26 protein-coding genes are annotated in these 20,209 nt (G+C 33.3%); 12 read left to right on the top strand and 14 right to left on the bottom strand.

The window, feature by feature from the left end:
- Nucleotides 1-108 precede the first annotated feature (108 nt).
- Both CLV73_RS09420 and CLV73_RS09415 read left to right on the top strand, forming a co-directional pair.
- The gene (locus CLV73_RS09420) at nt 109-495 is read left to right on the top strand and encodes an START-like domain-containing protein (protein ID WP_100376577.1); all 387 of its coding nucleotides are present in this window, start codon (nt 109-111) and stop codon (nt 493-495) included.
- Nucleotides 496-572: 77 nt separating this feature from the next.
- Nucleotides 573-1,382, top strand: a complete 810-nt coding sequence (locus CLV73_RS09415; protein ID WP_100376576.1) for an aminotransferase class IV — start codon at nt 573-575, stop codon at nt 1,380-1,382.
- 77 nt (nt 1,383-1,459) lie between these two features.
- Here the strand turns inward: CLV73_RS09415 and CLV73_RS09410 are convergent, their stop codons facing one another.
- Nucleotides 1,460-2,047, bottom strand: coding sequence for an N-acetylmuramoyl-L-alanine amidase family protein (locus CLV73_RS09410; protein WP_100376575.1), 588 nt, complete (start codon nt 2,045-2,047; stop codon nt 1,460-1,462).
- Between the two features lie 99 nt (nt 2,048-2,146).
- The gene (locus CLV73_RS09405) at nt 2,147-2,695 is read right to left on the bottom strand and encodes a YqgE/AlgH family protein (protein ID WP_100376574.1); all 549 of its coding nucleotides are present in this window, start codon (nt 2,693-2,695) and stop codon (nt 2,147-2,149) included.
- A 23-nt stretch (nt 2,696-2,718) separates the two neighbouring features.
- Between CLV73_RS09405 and pdxH the strand changes: the two genes are divergently transcribed.
- Nucleotides 2,719-3,360: a pyridoxamine 5'-phosphate oxidase gene (gene pdxH, locus CLV73_RS09400; protein ID WP_100376573.1), complete on the top strand. Its 642-nt coding sequence runs from the start codon at nt 2,719-2,721 to the stop codon at nt 3,358-3,360.
- A gap of 158 nt (nt 3,361-3,518) precedes the next feature.
- Here pdxH and CLV73_RS09395 read toward each other — a convergent pair whose 3' ends face one another.
- Complete coding sequence (locus CLV73_RS09395; protein ID WP_047097388.1) at nt 3,519-3,809, bottom strand: HU family DNA-binding protein; 291 nt, start codon at nt 3,807-3,809, stop codon at nt 3,519-3,521.
- Nucleotides 3,810-4,208: 399 nt separating this feature from the next.
- Between CLV73_RS09395 and panD the strand changes: the two genes are divergently transcribed.
- Both panD and CLV73_RS09385 read left to right on the top strand, forming a co-directional pair.
- Nucleotides 4,209-4,559: an aspartate 1-decarboxylase gene (gene panD, locus CLV73_RS09390; RefSeq protein ID WP_039366628.1), complete on the top strand. Its 351-nt coding sequence runs from the start codon at nt 4,209-4,211 to the stop codon at nt 4,557-4,559.
- Between the two features lie 4 nt (nt 4,560-4,563).
- Entirely contained in the window at nt 4,564-5,643 is a 1,080-nt protein-coding gene (locus CLV73_RS09385) for a lysylphosphatidylglycerol synthase transmembrane domain-containing protein (RefSeq protein WP_100376572.1), read from the top strand.
- Between the two features lie 53 nt (nt 5,644-5,696).
- On the opposite strand, the gene CLV73_RS09380 is transcribed toward CLV73_RS09385, so the two are convergent.
- The 8 genes from CLV73_RS09380 to CLV73_RS09345 all read right to left on the bottom strand — a co-directional run bounded on the left by CLV73_RS09380 (nt 5,697) and on the right by CLV73_RS09345 (nt 12,012).
- Nucleotides 5,697-6,359 (bottom strand): hypothetical protein, encoded by a 663-nt coding sequence (locus CLV73_RS09380; RefSeq protein WP_100376571.1) that lies wholly within the window; start codon nt 6,357-6,359, stop codon nt 5,697-5,699.
- Between the two features lie 183 nt (nt 6,360-6,542).
- Complete coding sequence (locus CLV73_RS09375) at nt 6,543-6,995, bottom strand: GNAT family N-acetyltransferase (RefSeq protein WP_100376570.1); 453 nt, start codon at nt 6,993-6,995, stop codon at nt 6,543-6,545.
- 258 nt (nt 6,996-7,253) lie between these two features.
- Nucleotides 7,254-7,526 (bottom strand): DUF4242 domain-containing protein, encoded by a 273-nt coding sequence (locus CLV73_RS09370; protein ID WP_100376569.1) that lies wholly within the window; start codon nt 7,524-7,526, stop codon nt 7,254-7,256.
- 166 nt (nt 7,527-7,692) lie between these two features.
- Nucleotides 7,693-8,253 (bottom strand): hypothetical protein, encoded by a 561-nt coding sequence (locus CLV73_RS09365; RefSeq protein WP_100376568.1) that lies wholly within the window; start codon nt 8,251-8,253, stop codon nt 7,693-7,695.
- Nucleotides 8,247-8,381: a hypothetical protein gene (locus tag CLV73_RS19165; RefSeq protein WP_262496327.1), complete on the bottom strand. Its 135-nt coding sequence runs from the start codon at nt 8,379-8,381 to the stop codon at nt 8,247-8,249. Before CLV73_RS19165 ends, CLV73_RS09365 begins: the two co-directional genes overlap by 7 nt.
- Before the next feature lie 114 nt (nt 8,382-8,495).
- On the bottom strand, nt 8,496-8,882 hold the full coding sequence (locus CLV73_RS09360) for a tetratricopeptide repeat protein (protein WP_100376567.1): 387 nt from the start codon (nt 8,880-8,882) through the stop codon (nt 8,496-8,498).
- A gap of 596 nt (nt 8,883-9,478) precedes the next feature.
- Nucleotides 9,479-9,901, bottom strand: coding sequence for a hypothetical protein (locus CLV73_RS09350; protein WP_100376565.1), 423 nt, complete (start codon nt 9,899-9,901; stop codon nt 9,479-9,481).
- Between the two features lie 92 nt (nt 9,902-9,993).
- Nucleotides 9,994-12,012, bottom strand: a complete 2,019-nt coding sequence (locus tag CLV73_RS09345) for a M3 family metallopeptidase (RefSeq protein WP_100376564.1) — start codon at nt 12,010-12,012, stop codon at nt 9,994-9,996.
- Nucleotides 12,013-12,215: 203 nt separating this feature from the next.
- Here CLV73_RS09345 and CLV73_RS09340 point away from each other — a divergent pair, with 203 nt between their 5' ends.
- The 6 genes from CLV73_RS09340 (at nt 12,216) to rimM (ending at nt 15,742) form a co-directional block, all read left to right on the top strand.
- Nucleotides 12,216-12,749, top strand: coding sequence for an SRPBCC family protein (locus tag CLV73_RS09340; RefSeq protein WP_100376563.1), 534 nt, complete (start codon nt 12,216-12,218; stop codon nt 12,747-12,749).
- A gap of 73 nt (nt 12,750-12,822) precedes the next feature.
- Complete coding sequence (locus tag CLV73_RS09335) at nt 12,823-13,272, top strand: GreA/GreB family elongation factor (protein WP_100376562.1); 450 nt, start codon at nt 12,823-12,825, stop codon at nt 13,270-13,272.
- 155 nt (nt 13,273-13,427) lie between these two features.
- Entirely contained in the window at nt 13,428-13,937 is a 510-nt protein-coding gene (locus CLV73_RS09330; RefSeq protein WP_100376561.1) for a nitroreductase family protein, read from the top strand.
- Nucleotides 13,888-14,523 carry a hypothetical protein gene (locus CLV73_RS09325; protein WP_169925744.1) on the top strand — a complete coding sequence of 212 codons (636 nt, stop codon included), beginning with the start codon at nt 13,888-13,890 and terminating at the stop codon, nt 14,521-14,523. The genes CLV73_RS09330 and CLV73_RS09325 overlap by 50 nt, the downstream gene beginning before the upstream one ends.
- A 106-nt stretch (nt 14,524-14,629) precedes the next feature.
- Nucleotides 14,630-15,187 (top strand): 30S ribosomal protein S16, encoded by a 558-nt coding sequence (locus CLV73_RS09320; RefSeq protein ID WP_100376559.1) that lies wholly within the window; start codon nt 14,630-14,632, stop codon nt 15,185-15,187.
- Nucleotides 15,188-15,199: 12 nt separating this feature from the next.
- Nucleotides 15,200-15,742 carry a ribosome maturation factor RimM gene (rimM, locus tag CLV73_RS09315; RefSeq protein ID WP_100376558.1) on the top strand — a complete coding sequence of 181 codons (543 nt, stop codon included), beginning with the start codon at nt 15,200-15,202 and terminating at the stop codon, nt 15,740-15,742.
- 73 nt (nt 15,743-15,815) lie between these two features.
- On the opposite strand, the gene CLV73_RS09310 is transcribed toward rimM, so the two are convergent.
- The 3 genes from CLV73_RS09310 to CLV73_RS09300 all read right to left on the bottom strand — a co-directional run bounded on the left by CLV73_RS09310 (nt 15,816) and on the right by CLV73_RS09300 (nt 19,482).
- The gene (locus tag CLV73_RS09310) at nt 15,816-17,459 is read right to left on the bottom strand and encodes a serine hydrolase domain-containing protein (protein ID WP_100376557.1); all 1,644 of its coding nucleotides are present in this window, start codon (nt 17,457-17,459) and stop codon (nt 15,816-15,818) included.
- 243 nt (nt 17,460-17,702) lie between these two features.
- Nucleotides 17,703-18,503 carry a helix-turn-helix domain-containing protein gene (locus CLV73_RS09305; protein WP_100376556.1) on the bottom strand — a complete coding sequence of 267 codons (801 nt, stop codon included), beginning with the start codon at nt 18,501-18,503 and terminating at the stop codon, nt 17,703-17,705.
- 1 nt (nt 18,504) lies between these two features.
- Nucleotides 18,505-19,482 (bottom strand): helix-turn-helix domain-containing protein, encoded by a 978-nt coding sequence (locus tag CLV73_RS09300; protein WP_228424303.1) that lies wholly within the window; start codon nt 19,480-19,482, stop codon nt 18,505-18,507.
- Between the two features lie 127 nt (nt 19,483-19,609).
- On the opposite strand from CLV73_RS09300, the gene CLV73_RS09295 reads away from it, so the two are divergent.
- The gene (locus CLV73_RS09295) at nt 19,610-20,209 is read left to right on the top strand and encodes an LA_2272 family surface repeat-containing protein (protein ID WP_157798774.1); all 600 of its coding nucleotides are present in this window, start codon (nt 19,610-19,612) and stop codon (nt 20,207-20,209) included.

The following is a 20,209-nucleotide window of genomic DNA, read 5'->3' as shown; positions in this document are numbered from 1 at the left end:
TTAAAAATCTCTGATAAATATCATGAAGATTGTGTAAAAAAGTAAATACATTTTTGTGTAATAAAAAAATTAATTTATATATTGCGTGACGATTAAAACAAAGATTATATGGCGAAACATAAAGTCCATTATGAATTTCCAATGCATTGTCTGTCAGAGATTTTATATGAATATCTTGCAACTGCAGAAGGATTATCTGAATGGTTTGCGGATGAGGTAACAGAGAAGGGTGATGATTTCTTTTTCAGCTGGGGTGGAGGTCCTGCTGAGAAAGCCACTTTAATCAGATATAAGCCTGAAGGTTTCGTTCGTTTCAGATGGGAAGAAGATGAAGGAACCAAAAACTTCTTTGAAATGACGATCGTAATTGATGATATTACTGAAGACCTTGCTCTAAATATTACCGACTTCTGCGAAGATGGAGATGAAGAAGAAAACGCAATGTACTGGGAAAATCTGATAGAGAATCTAAGAATAAAATTAGGTGCTGCATAATGCAGTATAAACCAAATAACAAAACTGATGAACGATTTATCGTTCATTATTTTTTTATAACATAATCACTATAAAAATTGGAAAATCAATATTTTACTTCAGGAGAAATACCTGTAAAAAATAGAGCATTTCTTGCAGGAGATGCAGTGAAGGTTTCTTTCTTTGTGAGAAATGCTAAACTTATAATGGATGAAGAATGTTATTTTTTCTTGATGGCATCCATGAGAAAGATGAGAATGAATATTCCTTTGACGTATACTTTGGAATTTTTTCAGTCTCTTTTTCAAAAAGAAATTATTGACCAGAAGGGAATAGAAAACGGGATCATCAACTTTCAGGTGTTCAGAAATAATGACGGACTTACACTGTCTAAATCAAGCATTTCCTACTTCTATGATGTTACAGAAACAGATGATGTTTTAGCCGTTAATAAGAGACCTTTGGAATTGGATCTGATTAAGGAAATCAACGTCAATAATAATCTCTTAAGCAATATCAGGGTTCATTCTCCGGAAAATATCTATGGCGAAATTTATGCCCAGGAAAATGATCTGGATGATGTTATTCTTTTGAATCCCAATAAAAGAATTGCACGTACCACATCGGGGAATCTTTTGTTTTTGGAAGGAAATGTTATTAAAGTTCCGAAACAAACGGAAGGTGCTTACATTTCTCCTTTAATGGAAAATTTCGTTACTTTTTTGCATAAAAATAACCTTGCAGATATTCAGGAACACGAGATTATCGCCTTTGAATCTCAGAAAGCTGAAGAAATTTTAATGGTTTCCGAAGAAAAAGGTATATTTTCTGTAGGTAAAATAAGAAATAAGACTTTTGAAGTTTCCCGTTTTTTAGAATGGGTAGAGAGCTGGAAAGAAAGTTTTTAAAATTGACAAACCCGGTAAACAACAAAGTCCCAAAGTCCTTTACCGGGTTTTATTCTGAATACATCAGAAATTGTTTTTTATTTAGATTCGTTGATGACCTCAACAAATTTTTGTGCGATTTCTCTTTGACCTTCTCTGCTGGTCATATAAGCCCTGTCTTTTGAATTATTGATAAACCCAAGCTCTACCAGTACAGTCGGAGATTTGCTTTCTCTTAGTATATGAAGATTGCGTTCGCCTATTACTTTACTGGAAGTGAATTTTTGAGATATTCTTTCAGCGAGTATTCTTGAAGGATCAGAATTTTGAAAATAGATTTCTTGTCCTTGCTGTGTGGATTCCTTTTGCGGACTTCCGTTCACATGTAAAGAAATTACCATTTCAGGAGTCAGCTTATTAATTAAGTCAGTTCTTTCTTTAAGTTGGCTGTTGGTATCAGAATCTCTGGTTAAAACCACCTCATATCTATCCTGAGAATTAATAATCGTTTTGATTTCTTTAGCGATGGTAAGTGTGATTTCTTTTTCAGATTGTCCGTTAAGATTAACTCCTAGGTCATTTCCGCCATGTCCGGGATCTATGACAATATATTTTTTATTGACAGGAGTAAAAGATAAAAATACTGTAGAAAAAAGAGATACAACAAGTAGTTTAGTTCCTTTCATACTTTTATTTTTGATTTATCAAATAACGGCAATTCTTTCCTAAAAATTGGTTAAAACAATCTTAAAGTTTGTTAAATCACTGGTTATAGAAAAAGAAGATTAATTTAAAGAGATATCTTCAGGTGAATTAGCCCAAAGTAAATATTCTCCTCCCAAATTTTGCATGATCGATTTCCAAAGGGTCTGGTCATTAGGTAACGTATAATCAAGATTGTAGATATCTACCACTGTCCAAAGCTTTTTGAGAACCTCATTATCCAATTGCTGGGCGGTCCATCCGGAATATCCCGAAAATATTTTTATATCTTCGATCTTTAATTCATTACTGAGAATAGCAGTCATGATGTTTTCAATATCTTCGGTAAGGTAAAACTCATCCGTTATTTCAGAATATACTTCCGTTACTTTTTTTCCTTTTACAATGAAAAAAACTTTATCATTTTCTACAGGTCCACCGTCATAAACTTCAATCGGAAAATCAAAAAGACTTTTAAATTTACCGCTCATCTGGTTGTTTTTTTTATTCAGAATCAACCCAAATGCACCATTTTCGTTATGCTCAATAATAAGGACTACTGATCTTGAAAAAATGTCACCGGAAATATCAGGTGTGGAAATTAATATTTTACCTTTGTAAGAGTAATTCATACTCAAATTTAATAAAAATATTTATGGAAAACCTGCACCATAAGAGAAAAGTGTACGAGAAATCTCAACTTATTGAAAGTGAGATTAAACAAAATCCTATGGAACAATTTCGCGACTGGTATTTGGAAGCAAGCGAAACTCCAAGTATTTCCGAAGCCAATGCTATGGCGGTTTCTACAGTGGAAGAAGACGGATGCCCGCGTACAAGAATGGTTTTGCTGAAGTCATATACCTACGAAGGGTTTATTTTTTATACAAACTATGACAGTAAAAAAGGAAAAGCAATAGAAAGAACGCGCAAAGCCTGTCTTCATTTTTTCTGGCCGGGCCTGGAAAGGCAGATCATTATTAAAGCTGAACTGGAAAAAATTGCTGAAAACCTTAGTGACGGGTATTTTCATTCAAGACCTAAAGGAAGTCAGCTTGGAGCAGTAGTTTCTCCACAAAGTCAGGAAATTCCGGACAGGGAGTTTTTGGAAGAAAAATTGAAGGATTTGGAAACAATATATGAAAATACTGAAGTTCCAAGACCTGAAAATTGGGGAGGTTATATTGCGAGACCTTATGAAATAGAATTCTGGCAGGGAAGACCTAATAGACTTCATGACAGAATTGTTTATACTTTGGAGGATTTGGATTGGAAAATAGCAAGATTAGCTCCGTAAAGTTGTAATCTAAAGATGCTTCGGCTTCGCTCAGCATGACATTCTACCTGTTTGTAAGTTAAATTAGTATTTGTCATGCTGAACGAATGTGAAGCATCTCAGTATATAAAAAAAGGCTGTTTCAATCGAAACAGCCCTTGATCTTTTAATCTGAATGATTATTTTTTCTTAGCACCAGAAACTGCGTTAGATAAGTCAGCTCCAGCTTTAAACTTAGCAACCTTCTTAGCAGCAATTTTGATTGGTTTTTTAGTTGCAGGGTTGATACCTTGTCTAGCAGCTCTTTCAGCTACAGAGAATGTTCCGAAACCTACTAAAGAAACTTTTCCGTCTTTTTTCTTTAGAGTAGAAGTTACATTACTGATGAATGATTCTAAAGCAGCTTTTGCTGCAACTTTAGTAATTCCTGCATCTTTTGCGATTGCGTCGATTAATTCAGACTTGTTCATAATTTTTAATATTAAAGTTAGTTCGTTATTATAGCAAATATAATACTATTTTCTAATTGTGCAATTTTTTTATTAAATATTGTGCAATTTTTTTGAAATTCAATGAAAATGATTAAAATATCATAATTTAACATTTCACGAAAAATCTACGTTAGCCGTTACTAAAATCATGCCAATTGCTTATGTATATTGACTTTAGCAAAATTGATATTTTATTCCATGTATTTATTAAATCCTAAATTTAAGATAAAGTCTCAATGTTTTTGAGAATATGTTTGAATATTTGTTAATTAAAATTCAAAAAAAATATTTTTTTTAAAATTAAACTCCTGTATATCTGCTAGTTTTAAAATCATTTTAAAAGGCTGTTTTCTGAATTTTTATTAATAAATTTGCATCATGTTAATAGAAGTTTTTAAGTCTAAGATTCACAGGGTAAGAGTTACGGCTTCAGACCTTAATTATATTGGAAGTATTACGATAGATGAAGAGCTTATTGAAGCTGCCGGATTGGTAGTGGGTGAAAGAGTGTATATCGTGAATGTGAATAACGGAGAGCGTTTCGATACGTATGTTATTAAAGGAAAAAGAAAATCAGGTGAAGTTTGTCTGAACGGTCCTGCCGCAAGAAAAGTACAAAAAGACGATATCATCATTATTATTGCCTATGCGCAGATGACTCCCGAAGAAGCTAAAGATTTTCAGCCGAAAATTGTTTTCCCGGACGAGAAAACCAATCTTTTGACGTAATCTGATGGAAAAAAAAGTAAAAAATCCTTTAAAATCAATACTCACCATAGTAATTTCGCTTGCGATTGCAGGCTTTTTTTTATGGCTGGCTCTTAAAGATTTTGATTACATATCTTTTAAAAAATCGATTTCCAAAGCAAACTACTGGTGGGTTTTATTTGCCGCCTGCTTTGGAATTGCCGCCTATTGGTTCAGAGCAATCCGCTGGAACCTGATGCTGGAACCTATGGGGCACCAGATTTCAAATTCCAATTCATTGTGGTCAATTTCGTTTGGATATTTAATGAACCTTACCATCCCTAGAAGCGGGGAAGTGGCAAGAGCAACCGCTTTGTATGGTGTGGAAAAAGTTCCGGTTGATCAGTCTTTTGGGACGATTATTCTGGAAAGAGTGGTGGATTTGGTTTGTATGCTCGCTTTTTTAGCATTGACGGCTATTTTTAAATTTCATACAATTTTATCATTCTACCATTTTGTTATGGATAGAAGGGTCGAAAAAGATAAGTTTGTTCCCAATTTTTTTGAAAAGCAAATGATTAAATTAGGTGTTAATGATTTTGATTCTTTCTACTTATATTTAAAAATAGCTATTGCTATATTGGTTTTAATAGGCTTACTTCTTTTCTATAAATATAAAAAAGAAAAACTGATCAATTTTGGGAGAGGAATTCTTAAAGGTTTTACCTCAATTTTTAAGTTGAGACAAAAAGGAAAATTTATCCTTTACACCATAGGAATCTGGGTTTCTTATTATTTTGCGGCATTTCTTGTATGTTTTGCACTTCCGGAAACTTCAAACTTTACTTTCGATGATGGCTTTTTGATTCTCGTAGTAGGAACATTCGGCATGATCATCCCTGCAAGTGGCGGAATTGGTGCTTTTAACCTGGCTATGAAATATGGTTTTATGGCTTTGTTCATTTCAATGGGAAAAAGCGGACAATTGGGAGGAGAAGTAGGATTAACCTATTCTTTTATTTCTTTACCGTTACAGATTATCATTATGTTGGTAATGGGACTTATTTCTATTCCTATGTTGGCAAAAGCAAGAAATAAAGTCGTTGCTGAAAAAGAGTTTAAATAAAAACTTACTTAGATATAATTGACCGGGAGAGAGTTTTTCTTCCGGTCATTTTTTTAGACATCTGTAATCTGAATAATAGAACCTTTGTAAAATTTAGTTGAATCATACAGCTCAGAGAAATTGTCAAATAATATAATTCCTTTGGTATTTAAATCTTCTGTAAAACCCGTATGGTTTATTTTTTCTTTAAATACGGATTGGGCCGATTCGTAAATTGAAGGATGCTGTGATTTTAAATAGTCAGTCAAAATACGTTTCTCACTGTCGTCTTCAAGAGCAAAGCTTGTGTAGAAAAGAGCATAGAGTAAAAACTTATTAAATTTTTCTGCATCTGAAAGATACTGAAGATGAGTTTGATTTACTTTTTCATAATCATTGAGAATCCTGTCAAATGTTTGGGTAAGATTAGATGGAATTTCATGAAATAAATCAATCCCATTGATGTACAGTTGGGTTTTTACTTCGTCATTATTCAGATTTCCATTGACAGAAGCTGAATTATATTGAAACTTAAACCAGTCAAAGAGCTGTCGAAGCTCTTCCGGACTAAGGGTTTCGATAGAATCCTGTAATTTATTTTTAATAACCTCAAGGTTTGTTTTTTTATCCTCATTTAGAAAGCGTAAAACATCATCTTCTTCATTGCACAGCTTATTATATAAATTAATTTTGGCAACAAGAGGATTGGTTTTTAGAAAGTAAAGTTCTTCTGCCATATTTTATTAATAATTTAAATTGCTGTTCCTTATTTAAAGATACGAATTATGATAATAGCTTTTTAGTTTTTACATTCTGTTTTTCTAATCTAAAATACAAATATTATTAATTTTCTGAGACTATGTCATTTTGGTTTTTATTATGTTTTACATAATTGTGAAACTGAAATCTGTAATTTATAACTATTTGTTATTTTTATAAACGTTTGGATTATACAATTCCATATAGATTTCCGGGTTAGGTATTTTTTCAAATCCATATTTTTCATATAACCAATCAGCTGTGGATGTTAACAATATCCATCTTCTTAGTCCTTGTAAATTGGGATGAGATATAATAAAATCCATTAGTTTTTTGGAGATGCCTTTTCCGCGATAATCGTTAAGAAGATAAACATCTCCCAGATAGGCAATGGTTGAAAAGTCTGAAATTATTCTTGCAAATCCAATTTGACGGTTGTGATGAAAAACACCAAAATTAAGTGAGTTTTGAATAGATAATTCAACTTTCTTAATGGGAATACCATTGCTCCATCCGGAATGGTTTGATAAAAAATCATGAATTGCAGGAATGTCCATTTTATTTTTATCGGTGGAGAAGTGATATTCACCAAAATTAAATTCAATATTTTTCATTCGTTAATTATTTTTTTACTGACTTAATCGTAGGCTGTATTTAGTTGTTTTTTATGGTTGTAATAATTTTCCATGAACTAAAATAGAGAAAAATCAATGCAAAAAATACTTAAAATAAAAGTTTTTCAAATAGTATAACGGATGAATGATCACAAAATAGCATTTGATTAAGATTTCCTTACAGTATATCTCAATCAAATGCTAGACTTTGCTATAAACTGTCTGCTAAAATTAAATGTTGAATAGACAATATAACTTTTATTCAGCAGTTGTAGGGTCGATGATGGCGACAACTTCACTTACAGAGTTGGCAGGGAATCCTCCTTGTTTTGCATGCTCCCAAACCATATCTTCGTTGGGGGCAATGTAAACGCAATAAATTTTATCACCTGTCACATAACTTTGTAACCATTGAATTTGTGAACCCATTTTACTGAGTACCCCACAAGAGGTTTGTGAGATCCCTTTTAATTGTTCGCCAGTTAACTTACCAGCTTCGGGAATTTCCCGTTCAATGACGTACTTGGGCATGATCAAAAAATTTAGTTTTCTGCTTGTTTTTACTTTCAAGTATTATCAAGGTTGTTGGATGAGCTCTAAACTTCTTTACTATGTATAAATATACGACTTTTTCTAAAAATACTGAATAAGATGATTTTCCTTTAACTGTTGTTTTTTTCAGGTAATAATTGATTTGCTATTTGTTAAAACCTGCAAGCTCCATTACTTCCGGTTTGAAATCTATTTCCCGGATAGCCTTATCAATTGAAGCTCTTGCGATCGATAAAGGATGCTGAGGAAACTCTGTGTCGTATTCTTCCCGCTCGGATTTGTTCATAAGAGTTCCTTCTTTAAATGCGGGATCGTAGGGATCTTCAAACCAGTTCTTAAGTCCGTTTCCATCAAAAGTTACTTTACCGTTTTCAAGAAATCTATTCAAAACAAAAGCATCTCTAATTCCTGTGGTTCCGATTTCTACGGCTTGGGTTTTAATTACAAAACTGCAATTTTCAAAAGGAATTGTTACGGCTGTGAGATAAGTCATTCCGCCTTCCTGTTGAGGAACTTTAAAAATGGTTTTTACACTTGGGAAATTCTGCAGATCGAAAGCTGATACCTCAATAAGTCCGCCACCAGAAGCAGCAATTGATTGTCGGTAAAAATCTCTCAAGGAATTAACATCTTTTATAGTAGGCAAATCCGGAGGAATATTAAAAAAATAAAGTGAAATCAATGCGTTTTCTTCCGGGTTTACCAAACAATCCGGGAATCGTTTTCTTCTACTTTATTCCATCCAAAATTGGGAATAGTAACGGATTGGATCGTAACAGGGATTATAGTTGCCGGTTGCTTAGCGGGTTTGCTTTTCTTGAAAAAATTGAACATAGTTGGCTATCGTTTTTTTATTAAAAATTATATTCGTTTTCTTGATGGGCTGATTAACTTTTCCACGGATAAGAGTGATAAGAGACTGGTAAGATGATTTTAAAGATCAATACACTAATGCGACTGCGGATCAAAATAGGCTTTAAAAGTCAGCGGATCTTCTTCTTTATCCTCTGCAATTTCAAGATATTCGTGATATTCTTCCGCATGCATTCCCATACCAACCATGACAATAGCGAGATTGATGTAAAGATTTTTATCTTCAGAACCTAATTGCAATGCCTGTTTTAAATAATACATGGCTTTTTCGTTCTCTCCCAGATCAGAATAAATAGCTCCGAGACTAATTAAAGCCACTGTATTTTCAGGTTCGATCAGTAAAATTTCATCCAGCTCGTTGATTAAAAGTTCACTGATCTCATCCCAGTATTCCTCTTCGTTTTCCCATCTTTTGGCTTGGAGTTTTTTTATGTTTTGGAGTCTTTTTGTTATTGTGTTCATTATTGTAATTAAAAATTATAAATAAATGACAGTCGAACGGGAAGATTCTGTACATCATCTGCATGATCGTCATGAAGCATCGGGGTGAAAGCAAATCTGATCCAGGTTGTCACCACTATTTTCACCCCAGCTAAGAATATGACTGTAGCTTATTTCTCCCAACATTCTGTTGTAATTTGTTTTGGGACGATTGCCATATTCACTTGATCCTACGAAAATTTTTGAATAGCTTGCACCAATTCCAACATTATTTGATCTGTGAAATTACCATAAAAATTCAACAGGAAGGTTCAATGTATAAAATTTGGAACGGAATTCTGAGGATTTTTCGTCTGTTCATCACCGGAACTGGGAACGTAACCAACTTTCAGACCTGTATTAATTGAAAATTTAGAGAAATTAAAAACAGATAGTGTATAGCCAACATGCAAAAATCCTAAATTTCCTATTAAACCAAATTCTATGTTGTTTTTTAATTCTTGTGAAGGATAAGTATTAGCGCTCAATAGAAAAATAAAAAAAGTAAGGATGATTTTTTTCAAAGTGCAGGTTATTAAATTTTTTATTAAGGAAATATAGGAAATGTTTTTTCTAGTTTATTTTTTTTCTAAAATTTCAGTACAATTATTCAGATCTGCTACGCATGGATATTCATAAACAATATAATTTTTCCCAGTTTCTACAATTTCATATGTCGTTGTCTTGCCAACATAGAATAAACTATCTGTCATTAAAAATTTTGTTTTGATTTTTTTTATTTCTCCTTCAAATTTGCATTTGCTCAACATTTTCAGATTACTTTCTATAATTACAGTATTATTTCCATAAACTTCAATCATTTTATTGTTGTGAAATTTTACTTTAAAACGTGAATCGGTTTTATCATCTCTGAAAAAGGTGCCCTTTTTAATTATATTACAATTAGGGGGGGTATCCGAATCAGGGAAGAAATTTCTTCTTTGTGATTGTAAATGAAAAGAAAATAATATTGAGAAAGTAACGAAAGCTTTAAATATCATGGTTGGAAAGTTTTTACCAATTTATTGATATTTCTATAAAAATAAAAACCATTAAGCTTTAATCAAGGTCTTAATGGTTTTTAATATTCTTTCTATCCAAACGCCCTCTTCAACAAACTCTCCACTTTCGGTTCGCTGCCTCTGAAGTTTTTATACAGTTCCATAGGATCTTTTGTACCGCCGGAAGAAAGCAGGACTTTGTATTTTGCTGCAATTTCAGGATTGAAAATTCCATTTTCTTTAAAATACTGGAAAGCATCGGCATCAAGAACTTCCGCCCATTTGTAAGAATAATATCCTGCAGAATAACCACCCTGGAAGATGTGGGAAAAACTTGGACTCATTGCTGTTTCAGGATTGGTAGGATACAATTGTGTTGCTTTTGTGTACTCATCTTCAAACTGTTTTACGGTTTTGTTCTCCAGTTCTGCCACTTTTGTATGGTAATTCATATCCAGCAATCCGAAACCAAGCTGTCTCAAAGTCTGGTAACCTTCCATGAAATTTTTTGAATGTTCTATCTTCTCGATTTTTTCATCAGGAAGAGTTTCGCCGGTTTTATAATGTTTTGCGAAAGTTTTTAAGAACTCTTGCTCATAACAGAAATTTTCCAGGAACTGAGAAGGTAATTCTACAAAATCCCATTTCACAGAAGTTCCGGAAAGAGTAGGATATTGTGTGTTGGCCAACATTCCGTGAAGGGCATGGCCGAATTCGTGGAACAAGGTAGTGACTTCCTGAAACGTTAATAAACTCGGTGTATCTTTTGTTGGTTTGCTGAAATTACAAACGATAGAAATATGAGGACGTGAGTTTTCAACATCTTTTTTATACTGATTTTTATAGCTTGTCATCCATGCTCCGGCTCTTTTGCCCTTTCTTGGAAAATAATCAACGTACAGTAAAGATTTATAATCCCCATTTTCTTTTACTTCATATACTTTTACATCTTCATGATATTTCGGAATGTCATTTCTTTCCTCAAAAGTCAATCCGAAAAGCTGGTTTGCTAATCCGAAAACAGCATCCTGAACCTGGTTTAAAGGGAAATATGGCTTTAATTCTTCATCATTCAGATCATATTTTGCTTTACGAAGTTTTTCAGCATAAAAAGCATGGTCATACGACTGCAATTCATCAATCCCATCTGCTTTTGCCAAAGATTTTAATTCCTCAATTTCTTTGTCTGCATAAGGTTTTGCTTTTACTAACAATTCATTTAAAAAGTCAATAACTTTTGATGGGGATTTAGCCATTCTTTCCTCCAAAACATAGTCTGCATAATTACCATATCCTAATAATTCAGCTTTTTGCTGTTTTAAACTAAGAAGCTCTTTAATTAAATTCTGATTGTCAAATTCGCCACCGTCAAAAGATTTTTTACCATTTGCCAAAGCGATTTCTTTTCTCAGTTCGCGGTTTTCAGCATAGGTCATGAACGGGATATAGCTTGGATATTGTAAGGTAACCACCCAGCCTTCCAGATTTCTTTCTTTAGCTTCTTCAGCATACTGCTCCAGAATAGCATCCGGAATTCCTGCCAGATCTTCTTTGTTTGTAATATGTTTGAAATAATTATTTGTTGAAGCCAATACATTCTGCCCGAACTGAAGCGATTTTAAAGATAAATCCATGCTGATTTTCTTTAATTTTTCTTTGTTTTCTTCATTCAGTAAAGCTCCACTTCTTACAAAACCTTTGTAGGTTTCATTTAAAAGCATTTGTTGTTCTTCATTCAGATTGTAGTTTTCTTTCTCATCGTAAACTTTTTTAATTTTATTAAACAAAGCTTCGTTTTGAGAGATTTTTGACGAATATTCTGTTAAAATCGGAGAAACTTCCTGTGCAATTTGCTGTAGTTCATCACTTGTCTCAGCGGAATTCAGATTAAAAAATATGTTGGAAACCACATCAAGCTGTTCACCGGAATATGCTAGTGCTTCAATGACGTTTGTAAAAGTTGGTTCTTCAGGATTATTGACAATAGCATTGATCTCTTCTTCAGATTTTTGAATTAGTTCCTTAAAAGCCGGGAGATAATCTTCGTTTTTGATAGCATTGAACGGTGCGGAATGATATGGTGTGTTAAAATGTTCTGTTAAAATATTCATTTTTTGATTTTTAATAATTGTAAATGTAAGGAATCATAGTGATTCGTGAGGGAATTGCTCAAAAATGATGCCTGAGTGAAAAGATGTGACAAAATTGTTTATCTTTATTAATCTTGTCATAGGCGAAGTTAAAATGAAGGTGGAATGACTACTTTTGGCAACAGTTTTACGTTTGGAAATTTTAACTTTAAATAAATTAGACTATGAAAACGATCTTAAAAATTCTTGGTGTACTTATCCTTCTGATTCTTGTGTATGCTGTGATTGCCATACTGGCTTTCGGCAAAAACTATCATTATGAAAAATCTATTGTTATTAATGCTCCCAAAGAAAAAGTATGGGAACAAGTAAGTTCTATGAAAGCTTTTAACCAATGGAATCCTTGGCTTAAACTTGATAAAAGTATGACACTTAATTATACAGGGAATGCAGGAGAAGTAGGAGATAAGTATTGTTGGGACAGTCAGAATAAAGATGCCGGAGCAGGCTGTCAGGAAATTAAAGAATTGATTCCGAATCAAAAGCAGAAAACGGAAATGATCTTTAAAAAACCATTCGAAGGCCAGGCTACTTCAGATATTATTTTAACACCTGAAGGCAATTCTACAAAAGTAACCTGGAGTATGGACACTGAACAAGATCCGATGATGAAAATAATGAGACCGATGATGGATTATCAGATGGGTAAGTCTTATGGAGAGGGATTGGACAATCTGAAGAAATTGGTAGAAAAATAAAATCAAAGCCTTGTAAAATTTTTTACAAGGCTTTTTTATATAAAAATATTATCTTTATATAAAGATTCGATGTATGGAGAAGATAGTATTTGAAAAAAATGACATAAGAAATTATGTGAAAAGCGTGATTGCTGAAAAGATTGAGAAGCTTAAAAACTTCATTGAATTTACCCAGGAAGCAAGTCGCGATATCAAAAAAACTCCGAAATATGACAGTATGAGAGAAGAAATGCAGGAGGAAATCTACCAGATGCAAAGACAGCTTGGAGCTTTGAATGATTTGAGAAGAAATATGGCGAAGGTTTTAACAAATTCTACTGAACGTATACAGCTGGGTTCTCTGGTAATTACCAATAAAGCCCGTTTTTATATTTCGGTTTCACTGGGTGAGTTTTTCTTTGAGGGTGATCGTTTTTATGCGATTTCCCCGGAAAGTCCGATGGCTAAAAAAATGATGGGGATGAAATCCGGTGATGATTTTACATTAAATAAAATCCATCAGGAGATCGTTGAGGTTTTATAATGTCTCCTCACTGTCATTCTGAGTGAAGCGAAACGTAAAGAAGAATTGTTGTTATTGCTGAGATTCTTCCTTCATCAGAATGACAAACAGATTTTTAAGCTTATTTAATTTAGAATAAGTAAAGTATATTGAATTTCATGTTGTAATTTTGCTTCATGAATAAAGCAGAAGTTTTAAAAGAAATCATAGAGCAAAGAAGAAGTATCTTTCCAAAAGATTATAATGAAAATGAAATTTCTCAGGAAATTATTGATGAGATTTTACATTCAGCAACACTGGCTCCCAATCACAAACGTACAAAACCTTGGCGTTTTAAAATATTTAAGGGACAGGAAAAAGCCAAACTGGCTTTAGAAATGCAGTCTATTTACAAGGCAACTCAACCCGAACAACTTTTTCTGGAAAAAAAATATAACGATATTGGTTTTAAAATCAATAAAGCTGATACCGTTATTTCTATTGTAGTTAATTTCAGCGGTATGGTTCCGGAATGGGAAGAAATCGCAGCGGTTTCTATGGCGGTTCAGAATATGTATCTTACCTGTACAGCTAATGGAATAGGGTGTTACTGGAGTTCTCCGAAAATCGTAGATCATCTGAAAGAATCTTTAACAATTGAAGAAAACCAGAAATGCCTGGGGCTTTTCTACATGGGACAAATTTGAAATGAAAAATATTTACAGGAATTATAACGAAGAAGATTTAATCGTTGCCTATCTTTCTATGGTAGAGCATACAGGGAAGATCAACGATGAAATGCGAGAGGCAATCAGTCAGAAATTCGATTATAATGAATTTGTAAAGAAAGCTAATTTCAGGACGGCTTTAATTAAAGAAAAAGGAAGGATTTCTTTTGAGATTCATAATAGAGTTCAGAAAGGAGATGATTTCAATGTTATTGAGAACAATATTTCATCTGATATTCTTACTAAAAGGGAATTGGAACATCTTATTATCGAAAAGTACTATCAATTTTCATCGTACAAAGAAAATAATACAATCGACAAAAAAACTATTTACAGAAGCCTTTTGGGGATTTTAATATCAACATTTATCGGAATCCTGGTATTAGGAGATTTGGTTTCAATAACCAATGGAGCTTCGTTTCTTTTATTGATTCCTCTCTATATCGTAAATTATTGGGTAATACGATTGATTACAGGAAAAACCAGAGACAATCTTATTGTATTTTTAGCTGTTTTCATTTCCGTAATCCTCTCAACAGTATTGCCTTTCATTTTATTTTATTAGAAAGATGTAAAAATATCTTAGTTTCAGACCATTGAATTGAAAATTTTGTTTATCTTTGCACTCTTAAATATTTAACTGGGACGAGTTCCCTTAAAATTCAAACATTATGTCAGTAAAAATCAGATTACAAAGACACGGATCAAAAGGGAGACCTTTCTTCCACATCGTGGTTGCAGATTCTAGATCAAGAAGAGATGGTAGATTCATCGAAAAACTAGGAACTTACAACCCAATTACTAACCCTGCAACTATCGATTTGAATGTTGATTCTGCTGTGAAGTGGTTAAACAACGGTGCTCAGCCAACTGATACTGCAAGAGCTATCCTTTCTTACAAAGGTGCACTTTACAAAAAACACTTACAAGGTGGTGTTGCTAAAGGAGCTTTTGATGAGGCTGAAGCTGAAAAAAGATTCAATGCTTGGGTAGAAGCTAAAGAATCTAAAGTACAAGGTAAAGTAGAAGGTTTGGCTACGGCTAAAGCTGATGCTAAGAAAGCTGCTTTAGAAGCTGAAGTAAAAGTAAATGAAGCTAGAATCGCTGCTGCTGCACAAGCTGAAGCTGATGCTAAAGCTGCTGAAGAGGCTGCTAATGCACCTGCTGAAGAAGTTGCTACAGAAGGAGAAGCTGCTGCTGAATCTACAGAAGAAAACACTGAAGCTTAAGAAAACTCCTGTATGCGTAAAGAAGATTGCTATTTATTAGGAAAAATCACACGCAGACACGGACTTGCGGGAAATGTAATCCTTAAACTGGATACAGACCAACCCGAGCTTTACAATAAACTGGAATCAATATTCGTTGAAATCAACGGATTATTGGTTCCTTTTTTTATTGCTAAGTCATCATGGAGCAAACTGGATGCTCTTAATATTGCTTTTAAAAACTCTACAGAAGCTCTGGTAGACCAGTCTTTGGGTAAAAATGTTTATTTGCCGTTGACTTCACTGCCAAAACTATCAGGAAAGCAATTCTACTATCACGAAATCATCGGATATAATATTTTAGATGAAAACGGAAATGACTGTGGCGTAATCAGATCTGTAAATGATCAGACAGCACAAGTGTATTTCATTACCAATCTTGATGGAAAGGAAGTGGTAATTCCTATTATTAAAGACTGGATTCTTGAAGTGAACAGAGAAGAAAGATTTATTAAAATGGAACTTCCTGAAGGTCTTATTGATGTCTTTTTAGTTCCTTCTAAAAAAGACGAATAATTATTTTTTCTTTTGTGATGATCAATTTCCTGTTGACCATTCACTTTTTCATATACTTTATTACCAATTTTCATTAATTATAAATCGAGGGCAATAAATAATCCTGTACAATTTTGTCGACTTGAGAATGGGCGTAAGGTTTATTATATGCTTTTGCTGTAATAACGATCACCACTGGTATTTCTGTAAAAATGATAATTTTGTTTCCGCCATTTCCGCTGGACTGGTAAGATTCAAATGCTTTGTTACCGACTTTATACACTTTTCTCCAGAACAGATATCCGTAACCTTCAAAATCTTTATTTTCCGTGAAATAATTGGTAAAGGATTTTTTGATCCATACTTTTTCTAAAATTCTCTTACCGTTCCAGGTTCCGTTATTTTTGTAAAGCTGTCCGAATTTGGCAAGATCTAAAGCTTTCATCCTTAGTCCTCCCGCTAAAGAAGGCTTTTGTTGAGGTGTAAATTGCCATTTGTATTCTTTAATTCCGAGAGGTTGAAAAAGTTTTTTATCGGCATAATTTTCCAAGCCGTTGGGAACTGATTTATCCAGAATATCACCCGTTACTACAACACCGGCAGTGAAATAATTCCAGTTTTTCCCTATTTTATTTTGAGTCATCGGTAAATCTAAGGTGAATGTTACCCAATTTTTTGTAGGGTACATATTTTCTTCATTTCCGGGAGATTCGTAATCTTCATCATTGCCGTTAAATGCGGAGCTCATAGTGAGTAAACTTTTAATGGTAACGCTGTCTTTTTTAGAAGAATAATTTTTGAATTGTCTTACATTATAAAACTCTTTCAGACTTTGATTTTCACTTTTAATAAAGCCATCTTGTATCGCAATTCCCATTAATGCGGATGAAAAAGATTTTCCCACAGAACGGGTATCATTTAAACTGTCTCTTTTGTACCCGTTAAAATATTCCTCCAATAGCAGTTTCTCATCTTTTATCATAACGATTCCGGTAATATCCCGAAACCTGTTTTCTGCTATTTTTTGATTTAAAGCTCTTATCCGTTCAGTGCTGAACTTTTCTTCAGAAACTTTCCAGCCACTTCCGGGTTTGATTTTCTGGACCGCAATTTGTTGTTCAGAAATACTTTTTTTAGGAATGATTAATTGAATTTCTCCTTGAGCAATTACATTTCCTACCTTCAAGGCTGAAGTTTTTAAGTAAGGTTTTATTTCAATTTTCAAGATATGATTTCCAGGTTCTAGCGCATCAATTCCACCGTTTGCAAGATAAAACCGCATCCATAAATATCTTCCCCAGGAATCTTCGTTTGTCGCGCTTATAAAAGGAATTCTAAAATTTGTTTTGATTTTTTTGCTTTCTGCGGTTCCTGCTCCCGGATTCAGATTTTCAGCATATATCAGTTTTCCGTCAATGATGAAATTAAATTGATAATTTCTGTTTTTCAAGAGTTCATCTGCAGGTAAATGGGGTTCGAGCTGATGTAAGTAATTGACCAATGAATTACTGAGGAAGATACGGATATCAAAATCCTTATCCTCATGAAATGTCATGGTTTTTAAGAAATCACTTTCTTTTATATTTTCTAGAGAAATGACTCTGTCTAAAAACATAATTCTGTTCAAATGATTTTTCTGAACGGAATTTTCAATTTTTTCCGGCTCAATAATGTTTGAAGCTTGGCCAAAAGACAAACTTGAAATTAGAATTAAAAAAAATAAGATGATGAGTTTCATTGTCAATTTTATCTAAACAAAAATAGATATCAATTTTTAGAAAAAATAGAATGAAATTAACATTTTAATTTTCCTTTGTACTACATATTAATATATACTGCTAATACACACTGTCATTCTGAACGAAGCGAAGCGCAGTGAAGAATCTGTTATTGAGAAGTGAGATTCTTCTTTCGTCAGAAGGACTACTGAATCAAATGAAATATAAAATATGCGCAATTGTCTGTGAAATCTGTTGAAAGACTATTTCAAAATATTCCGATATTTCCAAGGTGTAACTCCGATATTTGCCTTAAAACAACGGATAAAATGATTCTGGTCTGAAAATCCGCACTCCAATGCAACTTCCGATAAAGACTCAAATTCATTCAAAAGTTGTAAGGATCTTTCAACCTTTAATTTTCTCAGATATTCTCCCAGATTACATTGAAAATACTTCTGAAAATCTCTGCTCAAATGTGCTGGATGAATATTTAATGTTTGGGAAAGCTCAACTAAATTCAATTTTTCTGTAAAATGTTCATGCAAAATTTCATCAAGTTGTTTTACCCAGGCTGGCTTCTTTTTTGTATCGCTTTTTTGATTTGATAATTGATCAAAAAGATTTAATAAAAGTTGATGAACAGAAAGATCAGGAAAATCATCATTTAATTTTGTTTCTTTGAAAATCTGATGCATCAACAACTTTATGGCAGGGTTTTTAATAGTAAAGCTTCCTTCAACTTGAGTTTTCGGAACGTGAAATCTTTCAAACCAATCTTCTGTAATTTCGATGTGAAATCCACGGGTAAAAACATCTGGCTTTATATTGTAATGTGCATCTTCCCAATGATGATAAAGCAATGTTCCTGCTGAGCAATCATATATTTCTTTTTTGTTGCCTTCCGTCATATTTCCCTGTAGGAGAAACGTAAGATAAGGGTTTTCATGATAATGCCAATCAACAAAAGAATGGGTGTATTCTGTATCCGTAATAGTAACTCCATCGAAATTGAGAGTTTCGTTAGTCTGCCCGAAAAATTCACCATGACGAAGGCTTTTCATATTATAGTTTTTGGGTTAAATTTTCAATTTGCTGGTACATTTTATTGAAAAATATTTTCCTATCGCGATTTCCTGAAGTGTTCAGTGATTTTGAATTTTTGATTTGATGCTCAAAATAATTTAGCGTTTCGTTGCAGGTTTTGGCATCATTAATCAAAATATATCCGAACATATTTGTTGGTAAAGCAAAAAGTGACTGTTGAGGGTGATGAAAAAAGATGTCATTGGAAAGATGCATCAGCTCGTTTTCATAGAGATGAAATTTCGGATTGTTTTCAGTTTTTTTCTCAATAAACTCTATTAATTCATTCAGCTCCTGTAGAATGATGTGTGCTTCATTTCTTTTTAAAAGCCGGGTGTCGTAATAGAATAAGACCTGTTGTAAAATACTGGAAATAGTCATGTCATTCCATAATTCAGCAACATGCTGTTCTTCGTATTTTTTTCTTAGTTCCTTCGTGTCAGCTTCAAACTGAGGAGGGGAGAACTGTAAAAATGGTACAAAAACCTGTTTGGCATTCAGCAGATTCATCCATACATATATTTTGAAACGGGAAAGTAAGGTATCCGAAAGTGTATAGAAAAACGGAATGTCTTTCGCGGAATAATAAATAGTCATCTCATCGGAAAGCGGCAAATTTTCAAAAATACTGAGGTTATTCTGAAAAAAAGACTGTAAATCTTCCGTTTGGGTAACTGCTGAAGTTTTCCGAACCAGGATCTGATGGTCGGAAGTAAGAAACTGATCTAAAGAAATCTGATAATATTTAGCCAGCTCCAAAGCTTCTTCAAAACTGAATTTTGCCTTCTGTGAGGTTCTTCTGTGGGCAGCATCATAGCTTATATTCAGGATATTGGCAATCTCATCATTCAATGATTTGTCGCCAATTCTTTTTCGGATTTCCCTCAGTAAAAGTTCATGATGCATGGTTTTGTGATTTTCACAAATGTACTTATTTATTTTAATTTTTTTTCGCATTCGGATTTGTGTTTTTCGCAGATAATTTTGAAACATAATTTTAGAATAATGAATTATGAGAACAAGGATTTTATTAATAATGAGCTTTTTGATAATTAATTTTTTTCATGCTCAAAACAGCTTGAAAGTGCAAAAAACGAGATTGATTGCTTTAACTCCTTTGAATGATAAAATTGGTAAAGTAAATGGATTGGCAATCGGATTGGGTTTTGATTCTGAACATATTATTAAAGAACAAAATGTAAAATTGCTCCAAAAAGTGAATGGATTAAATATAGATGTTAATGCTTTAGGATTTTTATTGTGGATGTTTTACGATCCTGCAAAAGGCGAAAATACAGAGTTTATAAAGATTAACGGACTTAATATTTCTGCTGCGGGATACTTACGAGGAGTGAGTCATAACGGGATGAGTATTTCTCTTTACAATTATGGTCATACGATGAATGGTATATCGGGTACTCTATTTACAACTTATATTGAAAAAGGAAACGGAATTTTTGCCTCTTCGTTGGGTGTCTATTCAAAGGAGCTCAATGGAATGAGTCTTTCAGTTTTCAATGATGCAGAAATGGTAAGAGGAACACAGATTGGTGGATATAATGCTGGTGATGACGTAAAAGGGCTGCAGATTGGCTTAGTAAATACATCTAAAAAATTGAAAGGGCTGCAAATTGGTCTGTGGAACAAAAATGGAAAAAGAAGTTTACCCATAATTAATTTTTAA

This window comes from Chryseobacterium geocarposphaerae, from assembly GCF_002797535.1.
GTDB classification, from domain to species: Bacteria; Bacteroidota; Bacteroidia; order Flavobacteriales; family Weeksellaceae; genus Chryseobacterium; species Chryseobacterium geocarposphaerae.
Note: the sequence above shows the minus strand (reverse complement) of the source record. Positions and strands in the feature narration are given on the sequence as shown.

Coding starts and splice junctions, on each gene's coding strand:
- CLV73_RS09420 (WP_100376577.1), top strand. CDS start 109: ATGGCGAAACATAAAGTCCATTATGAATTTCCAATGCATTGTCTGTCA.
- CLV73_RS09410 (WP_100376575.1), bottom strand. CDS start 2,047: ATGAAAGGAACTAAACTACTTGTTGTATCTCTTTTTTCTACAGTATTT.
- CLV73_RS09405 (WP_100376574.1), bottom strand. CDS start 2,695: ATGAATTACTCTTACAAAGGTAAAATATTAATTTCCACACCTGATATT.
- pdxH (WP_100376573.1), top strand. CDS start 2,719: ATGGAAAACCTGCACCATAAGAGAAAAGTGTACGAGAAATCTCAACTT.
- CLV73_RS09395 (WP_047097388.1), bottom strand. CDS start 3,809: ATGAACAAGTCTGAATTAATCGACGCAATCGCAAAAGATGCAGGAATT.
- panD (WP_039366628.1), top strand. CDS start 4,209: ATGTTAATAGAAGTTTTTAAGTCTAAGATTCACAGGGTAAGAGTTACG.
- CLV73_RS09385 (WP_100376572.1), top strand. CDS start 4,564: ATGGAAAAAAAAGTAAAAAATCCTTTAAAATCAATACTCACCATAGTA.
- CLV73_RS09380 (WP_100376571.1), bottom strand. CDS start 6,359: ATGGCAGAAGAACTTTACTTTCTAAAAACCAATCCTCTTGTTGCCAAA.
- CLV73_RS09375 (WP_100376570.1), bottom strand. CDS start 6,995: ATGAAAAATATTGAATTTAATTTTGGTGAATATCACTTCTCCACCGAT.
- CLV73_RS09370 (WP_100376569.1), bottom strand. CDS start 7,526: ATGCCCAAGTACGTCATTGAACGGGAAATTCCCGAAGCTGGTAAGTTA.
- CLV73_RS19165 (WP_262496327.1), bottom strand. CDS start 8,381: ATGTTCAATTTTTTCAAGAAAAGCAAACCCGCTAAGCAACCGGCAACT.
- CLV73_RS09360 (WP_100376567.1), bottom strand. CDS start 8,882: ATGAACACAATAACAAAAAGACTCCAAAACATAAAAAAACTCCAAGCC.
- CLV73_RS09350 (WP_100376565.1), bottom strand. CDS start 9,901: ATGATATTTAAAGCTTTCGTTACTTTCTCAATATTATTTTCTTTTCAT.
- CLV73_RS09345 (WP_100376564.1), bottom strand. CDS start 12,012: ATGAATATTTTAACAGAACATTTTAACACACCATATCATTCCGCACCG.
- CLV73_RS09340 (WP_100376563.1), top strand. CDS start 12,216: ATGAAAACGATCTTAAAAATTCTTGGTGTACTTATCCTTCTGATTCTT.
- CLV73_RS09335 (WP_100376562.1), top strand. CDS start 12,823: ATGGAGAAGATAGTATTTGAAAAAAATGACATAAGAAATTATGTGAAA.
- CLV73_RS09330 (WP_100376561.1), top strand. CDS start 13,428: ATGAATAAAGCAGAAGTTTTAAAAGAAATCATAGAGCAAAGAAGAAGT.
- CLV73_RS09320 (WP_100376559.1), top strand. CDS start 14,630: ATGTCAGTAAAAATCAGATTACAAAGACACGGATCAAAAGGGAGACCT.
- rimM (WP_100376558.1), top strand. CDS start 15,200: ATGCGTAAAGAAGATTGCTATTTATTAGGAAAAATCACACGCAGACAC.
- CLV73_RS09310 (WP_100376557.1), bottom strand. CDS start 17,459: ATGAAACTCATCATCTTATTTTTTTTAATTCTAATTTCAAGTTTGTCT.
- CLV73_RS09305 (WP_100376556.1), bottom strand. CDS start 18,503: ATGAAAAGCCTTCGTCATGGTGAATTTTTCGGGCAGACTAACGAAACT.
- CLV73_RS09300 (WP_228424303.1), bottom strand. CDS start 19,482: ATGCGAAAAAAAATTAAAATAAATAAGTACATTTGTGAAAATCACAAA.